Annotated in this window: 22 protein-coding genes and 2 pseudogenes; 12 read left to right on the top strand and 12 right to left on the bottom strand. The window is 70.8% G+C overall.

Translation table 11 applies throughout. The annotated features are described in order from the left end of the window. Nucleotides 1-41 precede the first annotated feature (41 nt). Nucleotides 42-653 (bottom strand): cation transporter, encoded by a 612-nt coding sequence (locus tag AB0D93_RS10345; RefSeq protein WP_362116123.1) that lies wholly within the window; start codon nucleotides 651-653, stop codon nucleotides 42-44. Between the two features lie 132 nt (nucleotides 654-785). On the opposite strand from AB0D93_RS10345, the gene AB0D93_RS10340 reads away from it, so the two are divergent. Beyond that, nucleotides 786-1247: an SRPBCC family protein gene (locus AB0D93_RS10340; RefSeq protein ID WP_362116120.1), complete on the top strand. Its 462-nt coding sequence runs from the start codon at nucleotides 786-788 to the stop codon at nucleotides 1245-1247. Nucleotides 1248-1451: 204 nt separating this feature from the next. On the opposite strand, the gene AB0D93_RS10335 is transcribed toward AB0D93_RS10340, so the two are convergent. Further along, nucleotides 1452-2090 (bottom strand): XRE family transcriptional regulator, encoded by a 639-nt coding sequence (locus AB0D93_RS10335; protein WP_362116118.1) that lies wholly within the window; start codon nucleotides 2088-2090, stop codon nucleotides 1452-1454. Nucleotides 2091-2181: 91 nt separating this feature from the next. On the opposite strand from AB0D93_RS10335, the gene AB0D93_RS10330 reads away from it, so the two are divergent. Both AB0D93_RS10330 and AB0D93_RS10325 read left to right on the top strand, forming a co-directional pair. Then, on the top strand, nucleotides 2182-3597 hold the full coding sequence (locus AB0D93_RS10330) for an MFS transporter (RefSeq protein WP_362116115.1): 1416 nt from the start codon (nucleotides 2182-2184) through the stop codon (nucleotides 3595-3597). A 167-nt stretch (nucleotides 3598-3764) separates the two neighbouring features. Further along, nucleotides 3765-5936 (top strand): hypothetical protein, encoded by a 2172-nt coding sequence (locus AB0D93_RS10325; RefSeq protein WP_362116112.1) that lies wholly within the window; start codon nucleotides 3765-3767, stop codon nucleotides 5934-5936. 43 nt (nucleotides 5937-5979) lie between these two features. Here AB0D93_RS10325 and AB0D93_RS10320 read toward each other — a convergent pair whose 3' ends face one another. After that, nucleotides 5980-7311, bottom strand: a complete 1332-nt coding sequence (locus AB0D93_RS10320; protein ID WP_362116108.1) for an MFS transporter — start codon at nucleotides 7309-7311, stop codon at nucleotides 5980-5982. Between the two features lie 560 nt (nucleotides 7312-7871). Here AB0D93_RS10320 and AB0D93_RS10315 point away from each other — a divergent pair. Both AB0D93_RS10315 and AB0D93_RS10310 read left to right on the top strand, forming a co-directional pair. Next, the gene (locus AB0D93_RS10315; RefSeq protein WP_362116106.1) at nucleotides 7872-8759 is read left to right on the top strand and encodes a hypothetical protein; all 888 of its coding nucleotides are present in this window, start codon (nucleotides 7872-7874) and stop codon (nucleotides 8757-8759) included. Nucleotides 8760-8787: 28 nt separating this feature from the next. Beyond that, a complete protein-coding gene (locus tag AB0D93_RS10310) occupies nucleotides 8788-9012 on the top strand; it encodes a hypothetical protein (RefSeq protein ID WP_362116103.1) in 225 nt (74 codons plus the stop codon). Nucleotides 9013-9136: 124 nt separating this feature from the next. Here the strand turns inward: AB0D93_RS10310 and AB0D93_RS10305 are convergent. Continuing rightward, nucleotides 9137-9376: pseudogene (locus AB0D93_RS10305) on the bottom strand (ricin-type beta-trefoil lectin domain protein); the annotation flags it as partial. Between the two features lie 13 nt (nucleotides 9377-9389). Here AB0D93_RS10305 and AB0D93_RS10300 point away from each other — a divergent pair. Next, the gene (locus AB0D93_RS10300) at nucleotides 9390-10316 is read left to right on the top strand and encodes an urea transporter (RefSeq protein ID WP_362116100.1); all 927 of its coding nucleotides are present in this window, start codon (nucleotides 9390-9392) and stop codon (nucleotides 10314-10316) included. A gap of 64 nt (nucleotides 10317-10380) precedes the next feature. On the opposite strand, the gene paaE is transcribed toward AB0D93_RS10300, so the two are convergent. The 5 genes from paaE to paaA are packed head-to-tail and all read right to left on the bottom strand — an operon-like array spanning nucleotide 10381 to nucleotide 14121. After that, complete coding sequence (paaE, locus tag AB0D93_RS10295) at nucleotides 10381-11496, bottom strand: 1,2-phenylacetyl-CoA epoxidase subunit PaaE (protein WP_362116097.1); 1116 nt, start codon at nucleotides 11494-11496, stop codon at nucleotides 10381-10383. Beyond that, nucleotides 11496-12011 carry a 1,2-phenylacetyl-CoA epoxidase subunit PaaD gene (paaD, locus tag AB0D93_RS10290; RefSeq protein ID WP_362116094.1) on the bottom strand — a complete coding sequence of 172 codons (516 nt, stop codon included), beginning with the start codon at nucleotides 12009-12011 and terminating at the stop codon, nucleotides 11496-11498. The genes paaE and paaD overlap by 1 nt, the downstream gene beginning before the upstream one ends. Beyond that, nucleotides 12005-12835, bottom strand: a complete 831-nt coding sequence (paaC, locus tag AB0D93_RS10285; RefSeq protein ID WP_362116091.1) for a 1,2-phenylacetyl-CoA epoxidase subunit PaaC — start codon at nucleotides 12833-12835, stop codon at nucleotides 12005-12007. The genes paaD and paaC overlap by 7 nt, the downstream gene beginning before the upstream one ends. A gap of 9 nt (nucleotides 12836-12844) precedes the next feature. Further along, nucleotides 12845-13138, bottom strand: a complete 294-nt coding sequence (paaB, locus tag AB0D93_RS10280; RefSeq protein WP_362116088.1) for a 1,2-phenylacetyl-CoA epoxidase subunit PaaB — start codon at nucleotides 13136-13138, stop codon at nucleotides 12845-12847. Further along, on the bottom strand, nucleotides 13135-14121 hold the full coding sequence (gene paaA / locus AB0D93_RS10275) for a 1,2-phenylacetyl-CoA epoxidase subunit PaaA (protein WP_362116085.1): 987 nt from the start codon (nucleotides 14119-14121) through the stop codon (nucleotides 13135-13137). Before paaA ends, paaB begins: the two co-directional genes overlap by 4 nt. A gap of 308 nt (nucleotides 14122-14429) precedes the next feature. On the opposite strand from paaA, the gene paaI reads away from it, so the two are divergent. Continuing rightward, nucleotides 14430-14861 carry a hydroxyphenylacetyl-CoA thioesterase PaaI gene (paaI, locus tag AB0D93_RS10270; RefSeq protein WP_362116081.1) on the top strand — a complete coding sequence of 144 codons (432 nt, stop codon included), beginning with the start codon at nucleotides 14430-14432 and terminating at the stop codon, nucleotides 14859-14861. Next, nucleotides 14858-16204: a phenylacetate--CoA ligase PaaK gene (paaK, locus tag AB0D93_RS10265; RefSeq protein ID WP_362116078.1), complete on the top strand. Its 1347-nt coding sequence runs from the start codon at nucleotides 14858-14860 to the stop codon at nucleotides 16202-16204. The genes paaI and paaK overlap by 4 nt, the downstream gene beginning before the upstream one ends. Before the next feature lie 261 nt (nucleotides 16205-16465). Here paaK and AB0D93_RS10260 read toward each other — a convergent pair whose 3' ends face one another. After that, nucleotides 16466-17320, bottom strand: a complete 855-nt coding sequence (locus AB0D93_RS10260) for a fibronectin type III domain-containing protein (protein ID WP_362116074.1) — start codon at nucleotides 17318-17320, stop codon at nucleotides 16466-16468. A gap of 245 nt (nucleotides 17321-17565) precedes the next feature. Between AB0D93_RS10260 and AB0D93_RS10255 the strand changes: the two genes are divergently transcribed. Then, a complete protein-coding gene (locus AB0D93_RS10255) occupies nucleotides 17566-18810 on the top strand; it encodes a DUF2993 domain-containing protein (protein ID WP_362116071.1) in 1245 nt (414 codons plus the stop codon). 67 nt (nucleotides 18811-18877) lie between these two features. Here the strand turns inward: AB0D93_RS10255 and AB0D93_RS10250 are convergent, their stop codons facing one another. After that, a complete protein-coding gene (locus tag AB0D93_RS10250) occupies nucleotides 18878-19525 on the bottom strand; it encodes a DUF6518 family protein (RefSeq protein WP_362116284.1) in 648 nt (215 codons plus the stop codon). Between the two features lie 117 nt (nucleotides 19526-19642). Beyond that, nucleotides 19643-19840 (bottom strand): annotated as a pseudogene (locus AB0D93_RS10245) (response regulator); the annotation flags it as partial. 58 nt (nucleotides 19841-19898) lie between these two features. Between AB0D93_RS10245 and AB0D93_RS10240 the strand changes: the two are divergent. The 3 genes from AB0D93_RS10240 to AB0D93_RS10230 all read left to right on the top strand — a co-directional run bounded on the left by AB0D93_RS10240 (nucleotide 19899) and on the right by AB0D93_RS10230 (nucleotide 23635). After that, nucleotides 19899-20141 carry a hypothetical protein gene (locus AB0D93_RS10240; protein ID WP_362116068.1) on the top strand — a complete coding sequence of 81 codons (243 nt, stop codon included), beginning with the start codon at nucleotides 19899-19901 and terminating at the stop codon, nucleotides 20139-20141. A 656-nt stretch (nucleotides 20142-20797) separates the two neighbouring features. Further along, complete coding sequence (locus AB0D93_RS10235; protein WP_362116065.1) at nucleotides 20798-21586, top strand: SAM-dependent methyltransferase; 789 nt, start codon at nucleotides 20798-20800, stop codon at nucleotides 21584-21586. A gap of 342 nt (nucleotides 21587-21928) precedes the next feature. Further along, a complete protein-coding gene (locus AB0D93_RS10230; protein WP_362116062.1) occupies nucleotides 21929-23635 on the top strand; it encodes a DUF885 domain-containing protein in 1707 nt (568 codons plus the stop codon). The last annotated feature ends 13 nt before the right edge of the window (nucleotides 23636-23648 follow it).

Here is a 23648-nt window from a genome sequence, read left to right as displayed (position 1 = left end):
CCGCCCTGGTCAGGGACCGCGCCTGGACACGCCGCGGATCATCAAGGAACAGGGGCCAGCACCTGCAGGAAGATCTCCTTGGTCTCGCGCAGTGCGTAGAAGACCAGCACGTACCCGGCGGCGGGGTCCGCCCACCACAGGCCGGCCAGCGAATTCAGCAGGAGGCCGAGCAGTACGGCCGTGGCCAGCAGGCCGTCGATCAGGGTGACCCGGCCCTCGGTCTTCAGCACCGGGTTGTCCAGCGCGGTGCCGGTGCGGGCCTTGCCGGCAGCGAGCGCGAACATCACGGCGGCCGTGACCGCGGTCCAGCCGACGCCCAACGGTGAGTGGCGGGGCCGGAAGCCGACGGCCAGCACCCACGTGGACTGGACCAGCAGATACACCGCCAGCAGCCCGAAGCCGGCACCGATGAGCTCCAGTGCGCGGCGCCGGCGGTCCTCGCCGGTACCGGACAGCTCCCAGATCACCACGGTGGAGGCTCCGATCTCGATCACGGAGTCCAGGCCGAACCCGGCCAGCGCCACGGACCTCGCCGAGATCGCGGCGACCGCGAGGACCACGATGCCGACCACATTCCAGCCGAGAGTGGCGTACTCCAGTGCGAAGCCACGGCGGACGAGCTTTCGGCGGGCGGCGGCATCGGGGCTGGTCACCAGGAGATCCTCCCAGAGTGCCTGCCGGGCCCGGCAGGGACCGACGTATCTCGGGCGCAAGATCGGTGGTGCCGGCCAGGAGCTCCCGGGTACTCGGCCCCAGCAGTACACCAACGCTATGGAGGCACCCTGATGAGCACCATCAAGGAAACGGTGGAAGTCGACGTGCCGGTCCACACCGCCTACAACCAGTGGACGCAGTTCGAGACGTTTCCCGACTTCATGGAAGGAGTCGAAGAGGTCAGGCAACTGGACGATCGCCACAACCACTGGACCACCAAGATCGGTGGTGTCCAGCGGGAGTTCGACACGGAGATCATCGACCAGCTTCCCGACGAGCGCATCACGTGGCGCACCACCAGCGGGGACACGGCCCAGAAGGGCTCGGTCCGCTTCCAGCGGGTGGACAACACGCACACGCGGGTGGAACTCGTCATGGAGGTGGAACCCAGCGGGACCGTCGAGAAGGCCGCGGACATGGCCGGCACACTCGACCGGCGCGTCAAGGGGGACATGAAGCGCTTCAAGCAGTACATCGAGCAGCGCGGTGGCGAGTCCGGAGCCTGGCGCGGACGCATCAGGCCGGGGGGATAGCCATACCACCAGGGGGGATAGCGGTACCTCCTTGAGACCGGGGACCCGTCATCGACGACGTCGAACTGGCCGTCCTCGTCGTCGAGCCGGATCTGCGGACGGTGGAGCAGACCTGCGCGGGCGTCCAGCGGGCCACCGCGCAGGCATCCACTCACCGTCGTAGACGCGACGGCAGGCCGCCGACGGGTCTCCCCCGGCCGACGGTCATCGCGAAGTCCCGTCCCGGGTTGCGTCGACATCCTGAACGGCGGGTCCCGTCGTCCCACACTGTGGCGGCGACGGTTTCGTGCGGACGACGGCTTGGTCTCCTCGTGGGCCGAACAGGTGCAGGATCTCCACCGGGCGCGTGTCGGCCGGACCGAACCAGTGGGGCTGCCTGGTGTCGAACTCGGCGACCTCGCCCGGCCGGAGGGCGCATTCACGGTCTCCCAGAACGAGGCGCAGTTCGCCGGCGAGGACGTAGAGCCATTCGTAGCCTTCGTGGCTCACCAGCCTCGGCTCGCGAGGAGCCAGCACGTGCTTGAAGACCTGCACGCGGCCCGGGTACTGCGTCAGCGGCACGAGGACGCTGCCCGGGTTCTTGCGCAGGGGCGTGAGATGGACGCGGGGATCGCCGGTGGCCGGTGCGTCCACCAGCTGGTCCAGTGCCACCCGGTGCGCACGGGCGAGCGGGATGAGCAGGTCCAGTGTCGGTCGGCGCAGGCCTGATTCGAGACGGGACAGCGTGCTCACCGAGAGCCCGGTGGCGGTCGCCAGCGCCTCCAGCGTCAGTTCGCGGTCCCGGCGCAGCGTACGCAGCCTCGGCCCGATGGCGTCCAGTATCCCCTGCAGTTCCGTGTCCACACGGGTCAGTGTCGGTTCTTTTGCGGTCTTCGCAAAGTTGCTCGGCGGCGGTCGCTGTCCTGGCCGAGTCTGGCGGGGCAGTGCTCCCTAGATGAAGAGGCAGGCCGTGACCGCCACAACAACCACTCGTCATGTCACCCCCGTTCCGAGCGCGCGCAGACGCTGGACGGTGTTGGCCGTCTGCTGCCTGAGCATGTTTCTCGTCGGCCTGGACACCACCATCGTCAACGTGGGTCTGCCCACCATCGGACGTGGCCTGGGTGTCGGGACCCGCAGCCTTGAGTGGACCGTGGACGCCTACACCATCGTCCTGGCCTCTCTGCTGATCTCCTCCGGTGCGCTGGCGGACCGGTTCGGGCGTCGGCGGGTCTTCCAGTCCGGGTTGGCCGTCTTCGGTGTGGCCTCGCTGGTCTGCGCCACGGCTCCCTCGGTGGGCGCACTCGTCGCGGCTCGCGCGGTGCAGGGTGTCGGCGCCTCGATGCTCAGTCCCGTGGCTCTGGCGATCGTGGTGAACGCCATGCCCGACCCGCGGGAGCGAGCCCAGGCCATCGGCATCTGGGCGTCGGTCTTCGGGCTCAGCATGGCCGTGGGTCCGGTCACGGGTGGCGCTCTCGTCGCAGCGCTCGGCTGGCGGGCGCTGTTCTGGATCAACGCTCCGGTCATCGTGGCCGCCCTGGTGCTCAGCGCGGTGTTCGTGCCCGAGTCCCGGGGACCGCGGGCGCGGCGGCTCGACGTGCCGGGGCAGGTTCTCCTCACCGCGGTCATCGCCGTCTGCGTAGGCGTCCTCATCGAAGGGCCGCACATCGGCTGGACATCGCCGGCGGCCCTGGCGGCCTACGGCTTCACCGCTGTGACCACGGCGGGGTTCGTGTGGGTGGAGCACCGTCGGCACGAACCACTCATGGACCTGCGCCTCTTCGGCAGTCCTGTGTTCAGCGGTGCCGTTCTGGGCGCGGTGGCCGTCTTCCTCGCCCTGAACGTGACGCTGCTGCTCAACACCCTCTACCTCCAGCACACCCGGGGGTTCACACCGCTGGCCGCCGGTGTGGCGACCCTGCCCATGGCCGTCGGGGCGACACTGTGCGCACCATGGTCCGGCCGCCTGGTCGGTCGTGTCGGAACGAGGCTGCCCCTGACCGTGGCCGGCGGCTTCATCACGGCGGGCGCCCTGTGCCTGGTGGGGCTCGGCCGGCACACAGGACTGCCTCTTCTCCTCAGCGCGTACCTGTTGATCGGCGTCGGGTTCGGCTTCGCCAACGCGCCGATCACCAACACCGCGGTCAGCGGACTGCCTTCAGCCCGGGCGGGCGTGGCCGGGGCGATCACGTCCACCGCCCGCCAGCTCGGCTCCGCGCTCGGCATCGCCCTCGCCGGCGCCCTCGTGGCGAACAGCACCCCGGCCGATGTGCCCCACGCCTCCCGCCCGGGCTGGATCATGGTCGCGGCCTGCGGACTTCTGCTGCTCGTCCTGGCTCACGCCTCGCGAAGTGCCCGACCGTCGCGATGAGTTCATGACGCCGAACGCCGGCTCACGGGCAATCGACCGGGCCTGATCGTCGATCGTCGCCACCGGGCGCGAGCGGGCGCGCCAGTGCCTCGCGGTGCAACGAGGTTCGTCGGGGCGATCACGAAAACCGGGTGCGTCGGTTCGCTCCGGCTTGGGAGCATGCCGGAATGGTCCACCGTCTCCAGCCCCTGGTCATCCGGCACGCTCACCGTCTCCCTGCTCCCACGGGACCCGTCGGGGAAGGGGCCGTCGCGGCACGGCAGTTCGATGCCGCGTTGATGTCCGTGGGCTTCAAGCTCTCGGCCGAGTTGCTGGAGCACCTGTCGCGGCTGTCCGGGCCGACGGTGGTCGACACCGCCGTCGCGACGCTGAGCACCGTGCGTGAGATGGTCGGCGATCACGTCCGGCACAACGTGTACTTCGTCGACTTCCCGGCCAACGTGCCGGACACCTTCGACTTCTGGATGGCGTGCATCGCCGACGCCCTCACCGACGGCGCCTCACGCGCGAGCACGCTGGAGCAGCTCAGCACCGGCGTGGTGAACCTGCTCACCCTTCCCGCGTACGGCAACTACCGGCACACCTACGACGAGATGCTCGCCCGGCACGACGAGCTGGTCGCGGCCGCGGGCGACCGTATGACCGTCCTGCACCTGGGCGGTGCCACGGACGACGAACTCACCGCGCTGTACGTGGCGTTGGCGGGCAGCGGCACGCCGCTGGGTGAGGACGTGCTGCGGGACCTGCAGGACCTCGCAGGTCACTGCGCGAACGGTCCGCAGCCCGATCGGATCCCGGTGCGCGAGACGCGGGCCGTGGTCAATCAGGCGCGGCTCGGGACCGGTGCCGGTCTGCTGCTGGACACCGTCACCGACGTGCTCCGGCTGGCCTGCGCGCTGTCCGGCGGTGACGTCACCCTCCAGGAACCGACGCGGCTGCGGGCCCTGCCCCGCGCGGTGCGCCGGGCCCTGCTGGCGGGCCTCGACGCGGTGGTCGCCGAGGCGCCGGCCAAACTCGCCGACGTACACGCGCACCGCGAGATGTGGAAGCGGCTCGGCGAGCGGCTGCACCCCCACGAGTACCCGCAGTGGCCGCACGCGGCCGACGTGTTCGCCGTCGCGCGTGGCCAGAAGGAGGCGCGCCCTCTGGACGGCCGGGTGGAGGAGCTGCTCGGCGTGAGCGACACCACCGGCGCGGCGGAACTGCTCAAGGCCGCCCCGGGCAAGCTGTTCCGTTCCCTGGACCGGCTCCTGCGCACGGCCCTGACGCAGGGCGAGCGTGACGCCGTGGTGGCCGCCGCCGAGCAGGTCGCCCCGGCCGTCTCCGGCCGGGTCCTGCTGTCGGTGCGCGAGCATCTGCACAACCGGGGCGAGGAGACCGGTGAGCGGCGGGTGTTCGTCAATCGCCTGGGACGGGCCTGGGTCACCGACGACACCCGCCCGCCGGTGCCCGCGTCCGAGCGCACCCGGCTGGTCGCCGCGATCGACGCGGAGCTGCGTGGCCGACTCGCGACTGCGGAGCACCTGTTGATCGACCCGGACGTCCTGGACGTGGCACTGCCGCTGAGCGGCAAGGCGACCACCTCAGGGCTGGGTGTACTGCCCCGAGGCTCGGTGTCACCCGTCGACGGGGAGCTGCTGCGCTTCTTCGTCTACTGGAAGCAGACCGAGCGCACCACCGACTACGACCTGTCGGCGCTGCTGCTGAACGCCGAGTACGCGACCGTCTCCTGGCTGTCGTACACCAATCTCCGCGCCGCCGAGGGCGAGCACTCCGGCGACATCACCGACGCGCCCGAAGGGGCCTCGGAGTTCATCAACCTGCGGCTGGGTGCCGTGCGGGGCAGTTGCGTCGTCCCGCAGGTCAACATCTTCTCAGGGGAGGGCTTCGAGGAGGTCGAGGAGTCCTTCTTCGGGTTCATGCTGCGCGAGAGCGAGCAGAAGGGGCGGCCGTTCGAGCCGCGCACGGTGCGTATGAAGTCCGAGCTGCGCGGTCCGGGCCGGGTCGCGCTGCCCCTGGCGTTCCTGCGCGGCCCGGACGGCCGGTGGCGCGCCAAGTGGCTGCACCTGTACCTGAAGGGGACCCCGACGTCGAACCGGGTCGAGGGAAACCGGGTGACGGTCGCGGCTCTGCTGCGCGGCATCGTCGGTCGCGACCAGCTCACCGTCCGCTACCTCACCGGTCTGATGGCCGACGGCGGGACGACCATCACCGAGTGGGACGGCACAACGGTCCCGGCAGGCCCCGTCACCTACATCGGGCTGAACCGACCCGAGGGGCTGCATCCCGAGTCCCGGATCGTCACACCGGAAAATCTGCGCGACCTGATCCCCGCCTGACTGCTAACGTCGGTCACGGCGAGGCCATGAAGGGGCTTCCTTCTCACCACTCCTTGAATCTAGCCTCTTCGCTTTCCTCGCCACCGACTTGAGCCCTCCGGCCGTCCCGGCACCCGCGGACCGCCGGAGGGCACACCTTTCCCAGGACCCCTCGCCGCCTTCGTGGCAACGACTGCACTTGCGGTGTGCGCAGCAGGCGCAGTCCGGCGAAGCCCTGGAGTGCCATCGCGGCGGCGGCCGTCGCGGTGACCGCGAAACCACCGCGTGCCCCGAGTGAGTCGATCGCCCAGCCGGAGACCGCCGCCGCGGCGGCCGAGCCTGCCGCGCCGGCGGAGCCGAGCCATGAGAACGCCTGGGTCAGGACGGCCTGGTGGACGGTCGACTCGGTGAGCACGGGGAAGAGCACCAGCAGGGGTGGGATGGTGGCACCGGTCAGTGCCACCACCAGTGCGAGCTCGAAAGGTGAGCCGACCGTGAGCAACAGCAGCGTGCCGAGCATCAGCACGGTGCTCGCCACCAGCAGTTGGACGGGGGGTGTGGCGCGCCACCGGCGCAGCCCGTACAGCCATCCGGCCAGCAGTCCGCTGCACTGGGAGACGGCGAGGATCGGGGCCGCGGCGCCCGGTGCGCCGTGTTCCACCACGAAGGCGGTCACCGACACCTGCATGGCGCCGAAGAAGACCCCGATGGCGAGATTGAGGCCCATCAGCAGGAAGATCTCGCCGCGCAGCAATGACCGGTCGTCACCGGCGTGCGCCGGGCCGTCGACCGCCGAAGACGGCGCGCTGCCGCGCTGCGCCGCGAGGAGCAGACCGCCGATCACCGACAAGGAGGCGGCCAGCACCGTGCCGGCCTCGGGACGTCCGGTCGCGGCGAGTGCACTGACCAACGTCGGGCCCACGAGGTAGGCCACCGCGTTGCTGAGGGACTCCAGCGCGAAAGCGGTGGGCAGTTCCGCCGCTCGGCCGGTGCGCAGCAGTGCGGCCCAGCGTGCCGCGGACATCGCGCCGAGCTGGGGGACGCTGGCCCCGACCAGCGCACCGCCCAGGGTCAGGAGGGCTTCGGAGGCGTCGGCGTCGACCATGGACACGAGGACGGCCACCGCGAGGGCGTGGGCGAGCAGTGCGGGCGGCAAGACCCGGGTCTGCCCGAACCGGTCGACGAGCCGGGCCAGTTGTGGTGCCCCGAGCGCTTCGGCCACCGCGAATCCGCCGCTGACCAGTCCGGCCGCGGCGAAGGTGCCGGTGTGGCTGTGCACGAGCCAGACGATGCCGAGGCTGGTCATCGCGACGCCGACGCGTCCGAACGATGCCGGCAGGAAGAACGCTGCGGCGCCCGGGGTACGCAGCAGGGAGCGGTATTTCGCCGTTGGCACGGCGAATCCCTTTCGCTGCCCGGCGGGGCGGCCCAGCGGGCCGTCGGTGCCCGAATCACCGACCCGTGGTCGCCGCCTGGAACCGTCCAGTGCTGGCGCGGAGAGGGGGCACGCGCCCCGCACCGACTCCATCACCGGGCAGATGTCTCGACGTGTCGTTGGTGGCTTTCAGCCGCGGACATTCTCTCCGCCGGGGCCGACGATGTCCACCACGACCCCGCCCGCGGAACGGATCGGCATCCCCGACGAGGAGTTGCGAGGACCGGCTGGTCGTGGCGCGACGGCCGGGCCGCGCACGACGCTCGGCACCCGCATCGCATGTGACAGCGACGTACGGAACGTGTCACAGGGCTCGTACCGCCGGGTGCCGCCGCTTCCCTCGGGGCCCGGCGGGTGGGATGTTTACCGGCCGGAGCGGCTCGCAGCGGGCCGCCGGGAGGGATCGGGTGGACACCTTGACGCGCCAACTACACCGGACCGGTGGCGAAAGAACGGCCGGGAGGCCTCGGAGACACGGCAGGACCGGCGCGAGCGGCGCAACGCGCCGCCGCCTCGCGGCGGTGAGCGCCTCCGCGCTCGCCATGGCGGTGCCGCTGACCCTCGGCGTTGCAGCAGACGCCGGGGCGGCGAGTGACCATCCGATCGTCTTCGCCCGCTACACCGCTGCGGCGCCCGTCGAAGACCTCTACGGGGTCTCCCCCACTGGCGGCACGCCCGTCAACCTCACCCACACCTCCACCGTCAGCGACGTGATGCCCACCTGGTCCCCGGACGGCAAACGGATCGCCTTCGTCCGCTATGGATCCGGTGGCGCCGTCGACGGCATCTGGACGATGAAGTCCACGGGCGGCGGACTGAAGGCCGTCCCCGGCACCAAGGGCGCCTCCGATCCCGCGTGGTCCCCGGACGGCAAGCGGATCGCCTACGACAAGCCCGTCGGCGCCCAGCGCGAGATCTATGTGGCCGACATCGACGGCACCCCCGCCACCCGGCTCACCCACACCGCGGCGGACGACCTCCATCCGACGTGGTCCCCGAACGGCACCTACCTGGCGTTCAACCGCGCGGACGCGACCGGACACAGCAGGGTGATGCGGATCCGGCTCTCCACCCTGACCCAGACGCCCGTCACCGGGTCCGGTTCCCACGACTGGACGCCCGACTGGTCGCACGGCGACCGGATCGCCTTCAGCCGCGCGGACTCCTCCGGGTTCGCCCACCTCTATGTCGTACGCCCCGACGGCACCGGGCTGCACCGCATCACCACGGCCCGCCTCAACGACAAGTACCCCTCGTGGTCCCCGGACGGCAGCCGCCTGGTCTTCACCAGAGGCGGTACCGACGACGCCGACCCCGAACACCTCTACCTGGTACGGGCCGACGGCACCGGACTGACCGAGCTCACGAAGACCGGCTCCCATGATCTGGAGGCGGACTGGCGCCCGTGAGCCTCCAGTCGTTTCCTACACTCGCGGGATGAACAACTACACGTGCACCCATTGCGGCACCGTCGGTCTGATGGAGGGTTTCATCGAGGATGCCGGCGAGCACTCGCGCGGGTACGCGCGGTGGATCGAGGGCGCGTTGGAGCGGGGGATCTTCGGGGGTGCCAAGCGGATGGGCCGGCCCCGGCGGCAGATAGAGGCGTACCGCTGCCCCAAGTGCGGGCACCTCGAACTGTTCGCGACCGGCGACGCGTAGGCCGGCGCCGGCCTCGGCGCGGACGAACGCGCCCGACCGGCAGCACGAGCCGTTCTGGACAGCACGCACGTCACCGCTGGTCTCGCGCCGGCGGTGACTGCGCGGCCAGTGACGTCACGCGGCGTCAGGAGGGCAACTGCCAAGCCTGGTTGGCCGCTCCGGAACACGACCACATCTGCAGCCGGGTTCCGTTGGCCGCGCTGGGGCCGGTGGCGTCGAGGCACTTGCCCGACTGCGGATTGACGAGGGAGCCGTTCGCACCTGGCTGCCAGACCTGTGCGCCGGAACCGTTGCAGTCGTGGAGCTGTACCTTGGTCCCGTCAGCGGTTCCGGCACCAGTCACGTCCATGCATTTTCCAAGGGCTGTGGTCCTGTTCTTGGACAACGCCTGGGCAGGCGCCGTCTTCGGCGTTGCCCTGTTGACGGCGGACTGGCGGTACGGCGCCTACGGGCTGGGCGGCGCCGCCCTCGGCACCGCCGCCGCTCACCTGCTGGGCGTGACCCGCGACCGGCTGCGTGCAGGGCTCGAGGGCTTCAACTCCTGCCTGACCGCGCTCTGTTGTGCCGTACTCCTCAATGCGGACAGGCCGGGCACGGCGCTGTTCGCCGCCGCGGCCTGTCTCGTGGTCACGGTCGTCACGGCCGCCGCCGTCCGGCTGTTGCGGGTCTGGGATCTGCCGACGCTGACCATGCCCTACTGTCTGCTGGCAGGCGTCGTGACACTTGCCGCACCCACCTTGCGGCGCATCTGGCCGCATGGCGCGCGCCCTGCCACGCTGCCTCGCGCTGCCTCAGGGCTCACCGTTCTGCGACCGGACGACATCGGTGAAGCGTTCTTCCGCAACCTCTCCCAGATCTTCTTCCTGGACCAGTGGTATGCGGGGGTCCTGCTGCTCGCGGGCCTCTTCCTGGCGAGCCGGGTGGCGGGATGGGTGGCCTGTTGCGGCAGCGCCACCGGCCTCCTCACGGCCTGGGCGCTCGGAGCGCCCGCGCCGCGGATCGCCGACGGCACGATGGGGTACAACGCCGTCCTCGTCGCACTCGCGCTCTGCGGGGGGTTCATGGCCGCTACGCGGGTGCTGTACGCGATGCTCGGCGCCGCGACCGCGACGGCCCTCACACCGGCCCTCGCCGGTCTGCTCGCGCCGTCGGGCGGCCTCCCGTTCACGTGGCCGTTCGTGCTGACGACACTCGGCTTCCTGCTGGCCGCCCCTTCCTTTCCGCGCCTCACCGGCCAGGGCAACGGCCGCGGCGCGGGCCGGCCTGCCGACCCGCTCCCGCGCGACCCCGCTGCGGCTCGCTGACCGACCACATCCGCCGAAAAGGACCTCGCGTCGCAGACCTTCCCGGCGCCGCGTGCCCACGCCCTCAGGTGTCGAAGTCGACCGTCAGGCTGTCGGAGACGGGGTAGCTCTGGCAGGTCAGCACATAGCCCGCGTCGACCTCGGCGGGCTCCAGCGCGTAGTTGCGCCGCATGTCCGCCTCGCCCTCGGTGACTCGGGCGCGGCAGGTGCCGCAGACACCGCCCTTGCAGGCGAAGGGCAGGTCGGGGCGAACCCGGGCGGCGGAGTCGAGGATCGTGACCTGGCGAGGGAGCGCGGAGGTGGTGGAGCGGCCGTCAAGGATCACGGTGACCTGGCTGACCGGACCGTCCGTCCGCGGTTCCTCGTGGCGTACGGCTACGGGCTCCTCGCCGGCGAAGAAGAGTTCCTGGTGGACCCGCTCGCCGGGCACGCCCAGATCGGCAAGGACCTTCTGGGCGTCGAGGACCATTCCGTGGGGGCCGCACAGCCACCAGTGGTCGGCCTCGGAGACGTCGACCAGGCCGTCGATGAGCGCGGACAGACGGCCGGCGTCGAGGCGGCCGGTCAGCAGCTCGGCCTCGCGCGGCTCCCGGGACAGGACGTGCGCGAGCTGGAACCGGGCCGGGTAGAGGTCCTTGAGGTCGGCGAGTTCGTCGGCGAACATCACCGAGTCGGTGCGCCGGTTGCCGTAGAACAGCGTGACCCGGGACCGGTCGTCGGCGGCGAGGACGGACTCGGCGATGGACAGCATCGGTGTGATGCCCGAGCCGGCCGCGATGAGCACATGGTGTCCGGGCGTGGACAGGTCGGGGGTGAAGGCACCGGTGGGGGCCATCACCTCGACGGTGTCGCCCGGCTTCACCTCGTTCACCAGCCAGGAGGAGAACAGTCCGCCGGGTACGACGCGTACTCCGATGCGCGGGTCGGCGCCCGCCGGGGAGCAGATCGAGTACGAGCGGCGCTCGTCCCGGCCGTCGATTTCGCGGCGCAGGGTGAGCGACTGGCCGGGAGCGAAGGCGAACTCCTCCGCCAGTCCGGCGGGGATGTCGAAGCTCACCGCCGCGGCGTCGTCGCAGAGGTGCTGGACGGCTGCCACCTTCAGGGCGTGGAAGGCCGGGCGGCGGCGCGGTCGCCGCACCGGGGCGGAGGCGGCGGTGCCCGGGGCCAACAGGTCCTCCATCAGATCTCCTTGACGTACTCGAACGGTTCCTGGCAGGCCCGGCAGCGCCACAGCGCCTTGCAGGAGGTGGCTCCAAAGCGGGAGGTCTCCTCCGTGTCGGTCGCGCCGCAGCGCGGGCAGGGCACCGCTCGGCGGGTGGCGGACAGGTTGAGGGGGACGGGTCCTGACGCAGGGCGCGGTGCCGGTCCGGGGGGTGCGATGCCGTGCTCGGCGAGCTTGCGGCGGCCCTCGTCGGTGATCCACGCAGTGGTCCAGGGCGGGTCGAGGACCGTGCGCACCTCAACGCGCGCGTAGCCGGCGTCCTTCAGCCGCGCCACGACGCCGGCCCGCATCTCGGACATGGCGGGGCAGCCGGAGTAGGTCGGTGTGAGGTCGGCGACGACGGTGCCGTCGGCGGCCACCGTCACGTCCCGCAGGACACCGAGGTCGGCGAGGGTGAGCATGGGCAGTTCGGGGTCGGGCACCTGCTCGGCGATGTGCCGGGCGCGCCGGGTCTCGGGGAGAACGGTCACCATGTCGCCTCCGGGTGGGCTCGGGCGATGCCCTGCAGTTCGGTCAGCAGCGGGGCGAGGTGTTCGGTGTGGTCGCCCCGGCGGCCGGAGCCGGCCGTACCCGCCGGTACGTCCGGCAGGGGCAGACCGGCTGCGTCGCAGACCTGCCGCAGCACAGCGAGGACCTCGTCCCGGGCGTCGTGCGCGTCGAACAACTCGCTCAGGTGGGCGGCGACGTGGTCGAGGCCCGTGCGCATCCTGCGGCGGGACTCCTCGGTGCCGTCGCCGAGCCGGACGACCCACTCCGCCGCGTACTGCCGGTGGTAGGTCAGCTCCTTCACGCCCTTGGCCGCGATGGCCGCGACGACCGGGTCGGCGCACGCGGTGAGCCGCCCGAAGTGCGCCAGCCGCCAGCCGGCGAACACCAGCAGCCGCGCCATGGTGAACGCGAAGTCGCCGTTGGGCAGTTCGGTCAGGCGCACATTACGGAAGTCGTCGGGGTCCCGGAAGTAGGCGTAGGCGTCCTCGCCGCGTTCGGTGCCGTCCACCTGGCCGCAGCGGGCGTAGAGGAGGCGGGCCTGGCCGAGCAGGTCGAGCCCGATGTTGGCGAGCGCCACCTCCTCCTCCAGCTCGGGTGCGCGGGTGGTCCACTCGGCCAGGCGCTGGGCGCTGACCAGCGCGTCGTCGGCCAGCGCCAGGCAGAGCCCGGCGAGCTCGGCCCGGTCGACGCCGTCCGGTACCGCGGTGCTCACGCCGTACAGGGGGTCCTCGAAGCCGGTGCCGTAGGCCCACCGGCTGTCGTCCTCGTGTCCCTCGGCGAGGGTCATGTAGACGTGGTCGTCGCTCATGCCCTGCTCCTAGATGTGGGGGACGTCGTCGGGGATGTCGTAGAAGGTCGGGTGGCGGTACACCTTGTCGGCGCTGGGGGCGAAGAACGGGTCCTTCTCGTCGCGGGTGGAGGCGGCGATGTGCTCGGAGCGCACCACCCAGATGCTCACGCCCTCGTTGCGGCGGGTGTACAGATCCCGCGCGTGGGTGAGTGCCATCGCGTCGTCGGCGGCATGCAGCGATCCGACGTGGACGTGGTTCAGGCCGCGCTTGCCGCGCACGAACACCTCGTACAGGGGCCAGCCGTGCTTCTCGGAGGTCATGCCACCGCTCCCTTCGCCGCGCGGGCCGCCTGCTTGGCAGCGTGCGCACTGGCCGCTTCGCGCACCCAGGCGCCTTCTTCGTGAGCGGTGCGCCGCCGCTCGATCCGTTCGGTGTTGCAGGGGCCGTCGCCCTTGATGACCCGCATGAGCTCGTCCCAGTCCGGCGTGCCGAAGTCGTGGTGGCCGCGCTCCTCGTTCCAGCGCAGCTCCGGGTCGGGCAGGGTGACGCCGAGCTTCTCGGCCTGCGGGACGGTCATGTCGACGAATCGCTGACGGAGTTCGTCGTTGCTGTGCCGCTTGATCTTCCAGGCCATCGACTGCGCCGAGTTGGGCGAGGCGTCGTCGGGCGGGCCGAACATCATCAGGGACGGCCACCACCAGCGGTTCACGGCGTCCTGCACCATGTCCCGCTGGGCCCGGGTGCCGCGCATCATCGTCATCAGCAGTTCGTACCCCTGCCGCTGGTGGAAGGACTCCTCCTTGCAGATGCGCACCATCGCCCGCGCGTACGGCCCGTACGAGCTCCGGCACAGCGGTACCTGGTTGCAGATGGCGGCGCCGTCCACGAACCAGCCGATGACCCCGACGTCGGCGAAGCTCAGCGTCGGGTAGTTGAAGATCGACGAGTACTTCTGGCGTCCTTCGATCAGACGCTCGGTGAGGTCCGCGCGGTCGGCGCCCAGCGTCTCGGCCGCCGAGTACAGGTAGAGGCCGTGCCCTGCCTCGTCCTGGACCTTGGCGAACAGGATCGCCTTCCGGCGCAGTGAGGGGGCGCGGGTGATCCACTCGCCCTCCGGCTGCATGCCGATGATCTCGGAGTGGGCGTGCTGCGCCACCTGCCGGATCAGCGTCCTGCGGTAGCCGTCGGGCATCCAGTCGCGCGGCTCGATCCGCTGGTCGCGCGCGATCGTCGCTTCGAAGTGTTCCTCCAGTGCGGGCGGAGCACCCTGCGCGGCCGACTCGCCGGCCTGCTGTGCCGTCATTCGTACCACCAATCCCAACCGACCGTTCGTTCGGTCCATGATATGACGGGATCCCCGGGGTCCGGCAAGTCCCGGAGGGCGATCAGTGGCCCTGGAAAGCGGGCCATCGGCCGTCCAGGCAGGCTGGGACGGCCACCCGGGACCGGTCCACCCTCCTGTGCGACGGTGCCACTCTCCGGAAGAAGCCTGACGGTTCCAGGGCTGTCGTCGGCATGTGGTTCACCTCTTGACAGGCGCTGGCATGGCTTGATTACTTGGCCATGCCGCATGCTAACCGAATGTTCGGTCGGGACGAGGTGGTGCATACCATGACGGAAGCCACGCAATCGGCACTGGCACCCGCACAGCGGATGTTCGCCGCCGACCAGGCCTCGCAGGGCCTCGGCATCGAACTGCTGGAGCAGGGCGACGGGACCGCCGTACTGCGGATGACCGTGGCGGCGTCGATGGTCAACGGCCACGGGATCGCCCACGGTGGATACGTGTTCCTGCTGGCCGACACCGCCTTCGCCTGCGCCTGCAACAGTCATGGACCCGTGACCGTCGCTTCGGGAGCGGACATCACCTTCGTGGCGCCGGCGCACGAGGGCGACGTGCTGACGGCCACCGCCCGGGAGGTCACCCGCTTCGGTCGCAGCGGCATCTACGACGTGAGCGTCGTACGCGGGACCACGGTGATCGCCGAGTTCCGCGGCCGCAGCCGCAGCATTCGAGACCTGCAATCGGAGGAGCCGCAATGACCAGCGACCTGACGACCTCGGCGGACGCCCCGGCGCGCCGCGGCGAGCCCCTGCCGGCGGAGCTGCTGGTCGACGCCGAGCGGATGCCGCGCGAGGAGCTGCGAGATCTCCAGCTCAAGCGCCTGCGGCAGACGTTGCGGCACGCCTACGACAACGTCGAGCTGTACCGCAGGAAGTTCGACGCGGCGGGCGTGGCGCCCGAGGACTGCCGCACGCTTCGGGACCTGGCCCGGTTCCCCTTCACCACCAAGGCTGACCTGCGCGAGACGTACCCCTTCGGGATGTTCGCCGTCCCCATGTCCGACGTACGACGCATCCACGCCTCCAGCGGCACGACCGGACGCCCGACGGTCGTCGGCTACACGGAACAGGACCTGTCGACCTGGGCGGACCTCGTCGCCCGCTCGATCCGGGCCGCCGGCGGACGCCCCGGCCACAAGGTCCACGTCAGCTACGGCTACGGCCTGTTCACCGGCGGCCTCGGCGCCCACTACGGCGCCGAGCGGGCCGGCTGTACGGTGATCCCTGCCTCCGGTGGCATGACCGCACGCCAGGTGCAGATCATCCAGGACTTCGAGCCCGACATCATCATGGTCACCCCGTCCTACATGCTCACCCTGCTCGACGAGTTCGAGCGCCAGGGCGTCGACCCGCGCTCCACCACGTTGAAGGTCGGCATCTTCGGTGCCGAACCGTGGACCGAGGCGATGCGCCGTGAGATCGAGGAGCGCATGGACATCCACGCGGTCGACATCTACGGCCTGTCCGAGGTGATGGGACCCGGCGTCGCCCAGGAGTGCGTGGAGACCAAGGACGGCCTGCACGTGTGGGAGGACCACTTCCTTCCCGAGATCGTCGACCCCCTCACGGACGACGTCCTCGCCGACGGCGAGAGCGGTGAACTCGTCTTCACCTCGCTCACCAAGGAAGCCCTGCCCGTCATCCGCTACCGCACCCGCGACCTGACACGCCTGCTGCCCGGCACGGCCCGGCCCGGCTTCCGCCGCATCGAGAAGATCACCGGTCGCTGCGACGACATGATCATCCTGCGCGGGGTGAACGTCTTCCCGACCCAGATCGAGGAGATCGTCCTGCGCACCCCCGGCGTCGCTCCGCACTTCCAGATCCAGCTCACCACCCGGGGCAGGATGGACCACATGACCGTCCGTGTGGAGGCACGGGCCGACGCGGGACCCGAGCAGCGCGAGTCGGCTGCCCGGGCCATCGCCAAGGGCGTCAAGGACGGCGTCGGCGTCAGCGTGGACGTGGTGATCGTCGACCCGGAGACCCTCGAGCGCTCCCTCGGCAAACTGCGCAGGGTCAAGGACCAGCGCGAAGCGTGACCCGCTCGCGTCCGGTCCGACGTCGGTGATCGAGTCGGCGGAGCCGCTCTCCCCCGCGGTGCCGGGAGTCGCGGACGACGACTGGGCGGTGCCGGCAACGGCGCAGTTCCTGCCGGCCTGATCGCCAGATGCCGGCTCTGAGGGTCCGATCAGCCGGCGTGGCCGTCGGAGCGCTTGCGGTGGAGGGTGAAGGTCTCGAACACCGACAGCTCACCGTGCGGCTTGTTCACGTTGTAGTACGTCACGTGCATGCGAGTGGTGTCACCGGCGTGCCGGCCGGGGTCGACGGTGAACGCCGCGAAGCCATAGGGGTGTTCGACATCGCGGGCCGTTGCCCTTCTCGATCTCGTGGTTGCCGGCGGCCAGCATCCAGGGGCGGAAGCGCGCGGAACGGGTGTTGTTGGTGAAGAAGTTGTTCCAGGTACGCACCCGGTCGACGTCCAGGTTGGCGTAGCACAGGTCGCCGTTGAGGAGATGGAAGAGGGGGGCGATCTGCTCGACGCCGGTGACGATGTCCTTGGTCGCAGGCGTGGAGTTCGCGTCGAGGGCCACCGTGCCGTCGGCCGCCCAGGTCACCTGCGGGGCGGACTGGTCGCCGAAGCTGGTGAAGGTGAGCGGTATCCGGCCGTGCGGGGCCGTGCGGAACGTTCCGCTGTCGGGCGTCGCCCCCGCGTGGGTGGCGAGATAGACATACTCCGTGCCGGGAGTGAGCCGGTTCAGCGAGGCGTGGTGGACGTGGACCGTACGACTGGATGTGCCGTCCACGTAACTGACCGTGCGTGCCGCCGCGCTGGACCCGAATCCGTGCTCCAGCGTTCCGTAGTGCACCACCGGTCTGTTCACCGGTCTGTCGGTGATCCAGGAGACCGTCATCTGGGTGCGCGGGTCCGCTCCGAACGTCAGGTGCAGCCCCTGGACCGGAGGCGCGCCGGCCGAGTCCGCGGTGAGGTGGAAGGCCGGGGCGCCGAGCGGGGCGGCCTGTGCCGTGCCCGTCCCCAGCAGCGGGATGCCGGCCGCGCCTGCGCCCGCGCTGCCGAGAAGGCCCAACGCGTGGCGGCGGCTGACCCCCTCGGAAGATGTCGGCGCCCCGTCCGGCGTGCCTGCCTGTGCGGTCATGGTGCCCTCCCCGGCCATGAGTTGAGCTGACAACCACCGCACACTGGCGCCCCTCCACGGCGTCCGCGGGAACACAGCGTTGCCGTACGGCCATCGCGCGGCGGGCAGTGGCGGCATGACGCCGAACGGACGCGTACGACCCGGCCCGCACGGCACTCGCAGCGGTCGCGAAGTGACCGATTTCGCAGCGCCTTGCGTCAGAGAGGACTTGCGGGCCGGGTAGGGCTATGTGATCAAATCTACCGATGCGTACCCCCCACACAACGACGCATCATCACGTCCAGTCGGACGGGCCTCCGCCCGAACGGGTTCCACCCGGCGGCAGCCCTTACGACGAGTTGGCCGCGCTGGCGGACGATCCGCTGGACGATTTCCTGACCGAGGACAGCGCGGCGACCCGGCGGGAGGAGGACGACGAGGAGCCCTGGGCTCCGCCCAATCACCGGCGTGGCAGTCGTCGTCGTAACCGCGCGACCGGTCTGCCCACCGTGGCCCGCGTCCTCACCTGGGTTCTCACCCTCGTCTGCCTCGTCACGCTGGCCGACCGCTGGGCGCTGCTCTACGCGGAACACAAGGCCTCCGAACGGCTCAAGGACACGCTGCACCTGGCCGCCGCGCCCGAGGTGCGGATCGACGGGTTCCCCTTCCTCACGCAGTTGGCCTCGCAGCGACTGGACTCGGTCCGGGTCACCGTCCCGGACATCCCGGCCCACCGGGTCACCCTCACCCAGGTCGCCGCCACCGCGGACGACATACGCATCGACGGAGACGGACCCACCACGGTCCGCGGCGCACTCGTTCGGCAACTGCACGGTCAGGTCCTGCTGTCCTTCGCCGACATGAACCGCGAACTCGGCGCCTCCCAGGTGGATTTCACGGCTCTGGGGCCCGATCGCGTGCGGGCCCACGGCACCCTGCACATCGCGGGTCGCGACCTGAGCCTGCGGGCCGATGCCCGTATCCGGCGCGACGGGGAACGCGGCATCGCCACCTCCGTCGGCGGCCTGCGGCTCGACATCGACGACCTCGCGACGTACCGACCCGGAACCGGCCCCGGCGAGGGCCTGCACCTGACCCCCGCGGCGGCACGCCGTCTCACCCGGCAGGCGGAGAAGATCAAGGCCTTCCTGGCGCTGCCGGAGATCGTGCACCGCCTCGGAGTCCCCGACAGCGTGGTACAGGCCGCGCTCCACGACGAGGACAGACTCCACCAACTCACCGGCGCACCGCGCTTCCTGCACGAACTGACCGGCGTCAATCTCGTGGACGCGGCCCTCGCCCACCCGGAGTTCCTCAAGCGGCTGGGCCTGGACCTGTCCTTGCTCACGGCGTTGACGAAACTGACCCGGCCCCAGATCGCCGACCGCTTCTCCTTCGCCTTCCAGCTCCCGAAACCACCGGACGGCGCCCTGAGTCTGCAGCGCGTGAGAGTGGACAAGGACGGCATCCGCGCCGACGTGTCGGGGGCGGGGCTGCTCGTGGGCCACTGAATTCCGTCGCCAGGCGGGCAGTTGTCGCGTCGCGCCACCCGAGGAGGCCCGGGTGGCGTGGACGGGGTCACCAGGCTCCGGCCGATCCGAGCAGGCCGTCCAGGACGCCCGCCTCGGCGAGACAGAAGGCGATACCGGCCACGGGAGCGAGCGCGGCGCACAGCCAGTGGCGGGGCACCCCGGCGCGGGCCAGGTAACCGGTCAGGAGCGCGGTGGTCAGCGCGCCGACGGTCAGGAAGACGGCCCCTTCTCCCCAGTGGTGGAGCCCCAGGCCCAGCCAGAGCCCCTCCCCCAGCACCACCATGACGGTGACCGCTCCGGCCACCGCACGCACCTGACCCTGCCCGCGCCGTACCGTCCACCCGGCCCGTGCCAGCAGCGGCCCGCCGGCCAGTCCCGCCACCGACCACACGGCGGCGGTTCCGAGGCCCGCCGCCCCGAACGTGCCCCCGAGTGCGGACGCCGCGTAGTAGCCGACGCAGGTGGCGAGCATCATCAACGCCCCGCCCCAGACGGCGAGCGGCCGGGCACGGATCAGCGCACCGGCCGCGGCGGTCCAGACGATCCAGGTGGACACGGAGTTGGTCGCCCGCTCCAGCAGGGGTGTCGTCCCGTGCAGGCCGTACGTGGCCCCACCCAGCAGCAGTCCGAACCCCACGGTCGCGGTGAGGACGCTGAGGGTGCTGTCGCGACGGGAGGTGGTTGCGGTAGCCATGAACAGCACTATACACACCGTGTATACATGCAGTTTATAGGTTACGTGGCACAGGGAGGTCGTGCTTCGGCTTCGCCGCGGAAGTGGTCTGCGAGATGACGGCGGCCGGAACCCGGTCAGCACGAGGACCCGGCAGTGCGGGAGCAGCCGCAGGACGCGTCGGGTGGCTTCCAGGCCGTCGAGGTGGGGCATCCGGATGCCCGTCAGGAGGACGTCCGGCCGCAGTCGTTTGGTCTCGGCGACGGCCTGTACGCCGTCGGCTGCCCGCGTACGCCGAGTTCGGGGGTCGTCGCCCGGAATCCCCGTCGGCTTCACCCGATCGGGCGGTAAGCGTGACGACCGATGTCCCGCACTCGCCGACTAGGATCCGCCCGTGGCACAGGTCCCGGATGAGTTGATCAAGCTGGAACGGATCGCCGAGGAGGAGCGCGCGAAGCTCGCGGGCCTCGCCGGCGAGGAGTACGCCGCTCAACTGGGCCGCTGGCGCGCGGCGTCCGAGGCCGTACAGGCTGCGCTCAGCTCGCACGCGGCGACCACCGGGGCCGACCAGCACGAGCTTGAGCAGGCCGTGAAGAGTGCCGTGCAGCATTCCCAGGAGGACCCGGCGGTCGAGTAGCGGGAGTGGCGCCGGTCGACCGGGGAGGGTCCGGTCGTGTCCGGTACGTACTCCACCGGAGCGGCACAGGCCTGGCAGCCGCTGCCGAGGGTCTGGACGGGAAACGACCCGGGCCGCTCCGTCGACGCCACCGTGACCGTCGATCCCAGCACAACCCGGCAGAAGTACACCGGCATCGGCTTCTCCCTGGACGAGTCGAGCGCGTCCAAATCCTCGGCAACAGCGCCGCCACTGACAGGACGGTGCGCATCGAGGTCGCCGGGCAGTCGTTCGTCGTGACGGTTCCGGCGGGCTCCTTCGCCACGTACCGGTGGCAGGGACCCGCCCACTGACCCGACGCCGGCTGGCCGGCCCGGGTTCGACCCACCACTCGACCGGCCCGCAGGCCGCCACCACGGGGCGAGGGGCGAGGGGCGACTTGTCGCCATGAACCGGGGACCGCAAGCCGGTCCAGCCGGGAAGTCGGTCGACTCAACTCGCCCCGCGGGCGGGCGCGTTCAGGTCCGTGCTGCCGATCCACCACAGCACAGCGCCGCGAAGGCGCCGAGGCGATCCGAGTGCCGCCCCCACCGACAGCAGGCCTCGGCCCAGCGGCGCGCGACGGGTAGGGTGATCGCGTACTGGTCTGATCCTTTCATCGGTGCCATGGAGTTGCTATGACAACCGCCTCACAGCCGTCTCGCCCGATCGACACGGGCAAGGCCCATCCCGCGCGGGTCTACGACTGGCTGCTCGGCGGCAAGGACAACTATCCGGTCGATGAGGCGGTGGGAAGGCAGCTGCCGCAGGAAGCGAAGGACGCGGCCCGGCAGAACCGTCAGTTCATGCACCGCGCGGCCGCCTGGCTCGCCGGGCGGGGTATCGACCAGTTCCTGGACATCGGCACGGGCATTCCCACCGAGCCCAATCTCCACCAGATCGTTCAGGGCATACGGCCGACCGCGAAGGTCGTGTACACCGACAACGACCCGATCGTCCTCCGGCACGCGGAGGCGCTGCTGGTCAGCCATCCCGAGGGAGTGACCGACTACATCGAGGCCGATGTGCGGGAGCCGGAAGGCATCGTCCAACACGCCCGGCACGTCCTGGACTTCGAGCGGCCGATCGCCCTGTCGCTGATAGCGCTGATGCATTTCATCACCGATGAGCAGGGTGCCCACGGAATCGTCCGTGATCTGGTGGCCACGTTGCCGTCGGGCAGCTATCTGGTGCTGTCGCACGCCGCGTCCGACCTGTATCCGGAGCTCGCCGCTCAGGTCACCGCCGAGTACGCCAAGGCCGGCATCCAGCTCGGTTTCCGAACCCGGGCTGAGGTGACGCAGTTCTTCGACGGCCTGGAACTCGTACGGCCCGGCCTGGTGACGGCGACGGAGTGGGTCACCTCTCCCGGGGCCTCGACCCCGGAGGGAAGCGGAGTCTACGCGGGAGTCGCCCGCGTCTCCTGAACGGCGGACCGTGGGCGATCAGAGTTGCCGTGACCGCCGGCGCCGCCTCGGAGAGAGGGCGCTGAGGATCCCGCAGACGACCGCTCCGTACAGCAGCCATCCCCACGGCGCCCCGCCCGGCCGGTGCGAAACCACCGCGTACGCGAAGAAGCCCAGGCCACCGCCCACCAGGAAGACCGCAAAACCGCGAAGCCCGAACCACCACCTGGGGCGCTCTGGGCGCTCTGTCTCTGGAGTCACAGCGGGCATTATCCACGTCCGTCGGCAGGCCACGCGGACGCGGTCAGCAGCGGCCGAAAGCCGACGGTGCGCTGCTGACAGCGTCCACGACGGTACGTCAGCATGACGGCCGTGTCCGAGAAGCCGAACTCCCCGCGCCGGATCGCAGACGACCATGTCGCGCAGGTCGCCGCCCTCGACCCGATCACCTCGACCCGGCTCGGCCTGCACCCCGAGGACGACCGGCAGCCGGATCTGTCGCCCGAGGGCTTCGAGGCCCTCGCCGAACCGGCCCGGCGTACGCTCCACGTGCTCGACGCCGCCGAGCGGGACGCCGACAAGAGCGGCGTGGTGTGGGAAGGCGCCGAGCTCAACTGCGCCCGGCTGCTGCGGGAACGGCTCACCGCCCAGCTCGCCCTGCACGAGGCGGGTGACCACTTCCGCCAGTTGCGCAACGTCAACTCCCCCCTGCACGGGGTGCGGAGCATCTTCGCCATGATGCCCACCGACAGCGATGAGAACTGGGCCGCCGTGGCCGGGCGGCTGCGCAACCTGCCCGGCGCGCTGGACGGTTACCGGGCGACCCTGACCGAGGGCATCGCCCGCGGGCTGCTGTGCGCGCCCCGCCAGGCCCGGGCCGTCATCGGGCAGCTCGCCGCCTGGACCGGCCAGGACACCGGCGGCACGGGCTGGTTCTCGGCCCTCGTCGCCCGCGGTCCGGATCGGCTCAGGCCAGAGCTGGAAGCGGCCGCCGACCGGGCCACGACCGCGGTGGCCGGCTTCCGGGACTGGCTGGGCCACACCTACCTGCCCGCCGCGGACGGCACCCCCGACGCCGTCGGCCGCGAACGCTACCTGCGCTCCGCCCGCTGGGCCATCGGCACCGCTCCGGACCCCGCCGAGACCTGCGCCTGGGCCTGGGAGGAGTTCCACCGGACCCGCGCCGAGATGCGCGCCGAGGCCGACCGGGTCCTCCCGGGCGCCGGCGTCCGGGAGACCATGGACCACCTGAACCGGCACGGTCACACCGTCGTCGGCGAGGAGAACATCCGCGCCTGGCTGCAGCAGATCATGGACGAGGCGATCGACGCCCTGGACGGCACCCACTTCGACGTCTCCGGCCCGCTGCGCCGGGTCGAGACCTTGATCGCGCCACCGGGCAGTTCGGGCGCTCCCTACTACAACGGCCCCAGCCTCGACTTCAGCCGTCCCGGACGCACCTACCTGCCCACACTGGGCCAACAGACCTTTCCCACCTGGGAGTTGGTCAGCACCTGGTACCACGAGGGCGTACCGGGCCACCATCTGCAGACCGCGCGATGGACCGCCGCCGCCGGCCGTCTCAGCCAGTACCAGATCACCCTCGGCGCGGTCAGCGCCGACAAGGAAGGCTGGGCCCTGTACGCCGAGCGTCTGATGGACGAACTGGGCTTCCTCACCGACCCCGCACGCCGCCTCGGCTACCTCGACAAGCAGATGCTCCGGATCATCCGGGTGATCATCGACATCGGCATGCACCTGGAACTCGCCATCCCCGCCGGCTCCGGCTTCCACCCCGGCGAACGCTGGACCCCCGGCCTGGCCACCGAGTTCATGGCCGCGTACCACGGCAGTGGGACCGCCCGCCGTACCAGCGAGATCGACCGCTACCTCGGCTGGCCCGGCCAGGCCATCGGCTACAAGCTGGGAGAACGCGCCTGGCTGCAGGGCCGGGAGGCCTCCCGGCGCCGCCACGGCAGCGCTTTCGACCTGCGGACCTGGCACATGAACGCGCTCACCCAGGGCTCGCTCGGGCTCGCCGACCTGGCCGACAACCTCGCGTCCCTCTAGATGATCAATTCCA

Source organism: Streptomyces sp. NPDC048191 (genome assembly GCF_040652655.1).
Classification (GTDB): Bacteria; Actinomycetota; Actinomycetes; order Streptomycetales; family Streptomycetaceae; genus Streptomyces.
This window is presented reverse-complemented; position numbering and strand designations above follow the sequence as displayed.

Bases quoted from the DNA above. Each gene is read 5' to 3' on its own strand.
- paaC (WP_362116091.1), bottom strand. From the start codon at position 12,835: ATGAGCGACGACCACGTCTACATGACCCTCGCCGAGGGACACGAGGAC.
- AB0D93_RS10255 (WP_362116071.1), top strand. From the start codon at position 17,566: ATGCGTACCCCCCACACAACGACGCATCATCACGTCCAGTCGGACGGG.
- paaB (WP_362116088.1), bottom strand. From the start codon at position 13,138: ATGACCTCCGAGAAGCACGGCTGGCCCCTGTACGAGGTGTTCGTGCGC.
- AB0D93_RS10230 (WP_362116062.1), top strand. From the start codon at position 21,929: ATGACGGCCGTGTCCGAGAAGCCGAACTCCCCGCGCCGGATCGCAGAC.
- AB0D93_RS10340 (WP_362116120.1), top strand. From the start codon at position 786: ATGAGCACCATCAAGGAAACGGTGGAAGTCGACGTGCCGGTCCACACC.
- AB0D93_RS10330 (WP_362116115.1), top strand. From the start codon at position 2,182: ATGAAGAGGCAGGCCGTGACCGCCACAACAACCACTCGTCATGTCACC.
- AB0D93_RS10250 (WP_362116284.1), bottom strand. From the start codon at position 19,525: ATGGCTACCGCAACCACCTCCCGTCGCGACAGCACCCTCAGCGTCCTC.
- AB0D93_RS10325 (WP_362116112.1), top strand. From the start codon at position 3,765: ATGGTCCACCGTCTCCAGCCCCTGGTCATCCGGCACGCTCACCGTCTC.
- AB0D93_RS10235 (WP_362116065.1), top strand. From the start codon at position 20,798: ATGACAACCGCCTCACAGCCGTCTCGCCCGATCGACACGGGCAAGGCC.
- paaD (WP_362116094.1), bottom strand. From the start codon at position 12,011: ATGGTGACCGTTCTCCCCGAGACCCGGCGCGCCCGGCACATCGCCGAG.
- AB0D93_RS10260 (WP_362116074.1), bottom strand. From the start codon at position 17,320: ATGACCGCACAGGCAGGCACGCCGGACGGGGCGCCGACATCTTCCGAG.
- AB0D93_RS10310 (WP_362116103.1), top strand. From the start codon at position 8,788: ATGAACAACTACACGTGCACCCATTGCGGCACCGTCGGTCTGATGGAG.
- paaA (WP_362116085.1), bottom strand. From the start codon at position 14,121: ATGACGGCACAGCAGGCCGGCGAGTCGGCCGCGCAGGGTGCTCCGCCC.
- paaE (WP_362116097.1), bottom strand. From the start codon at position 11,496: ATGGAGGACCTGTTGGCCCCGGGCACCGCCGCCTCCGCCCCGGTGCGG.
- paaK (WP_362116078.1), top strand. From the start codon at position 14,858: ATGACCAGCGACCTGACGACCTCGGCGGACGCCCCGGCGCGCCGCGGC.
- paaI (WP_362116081.1), top strand. From the start codon at position 14,430: ATGACGGAAGCCACGCAATCGGCACTGGCACCCGCACAGCGGATGTTC.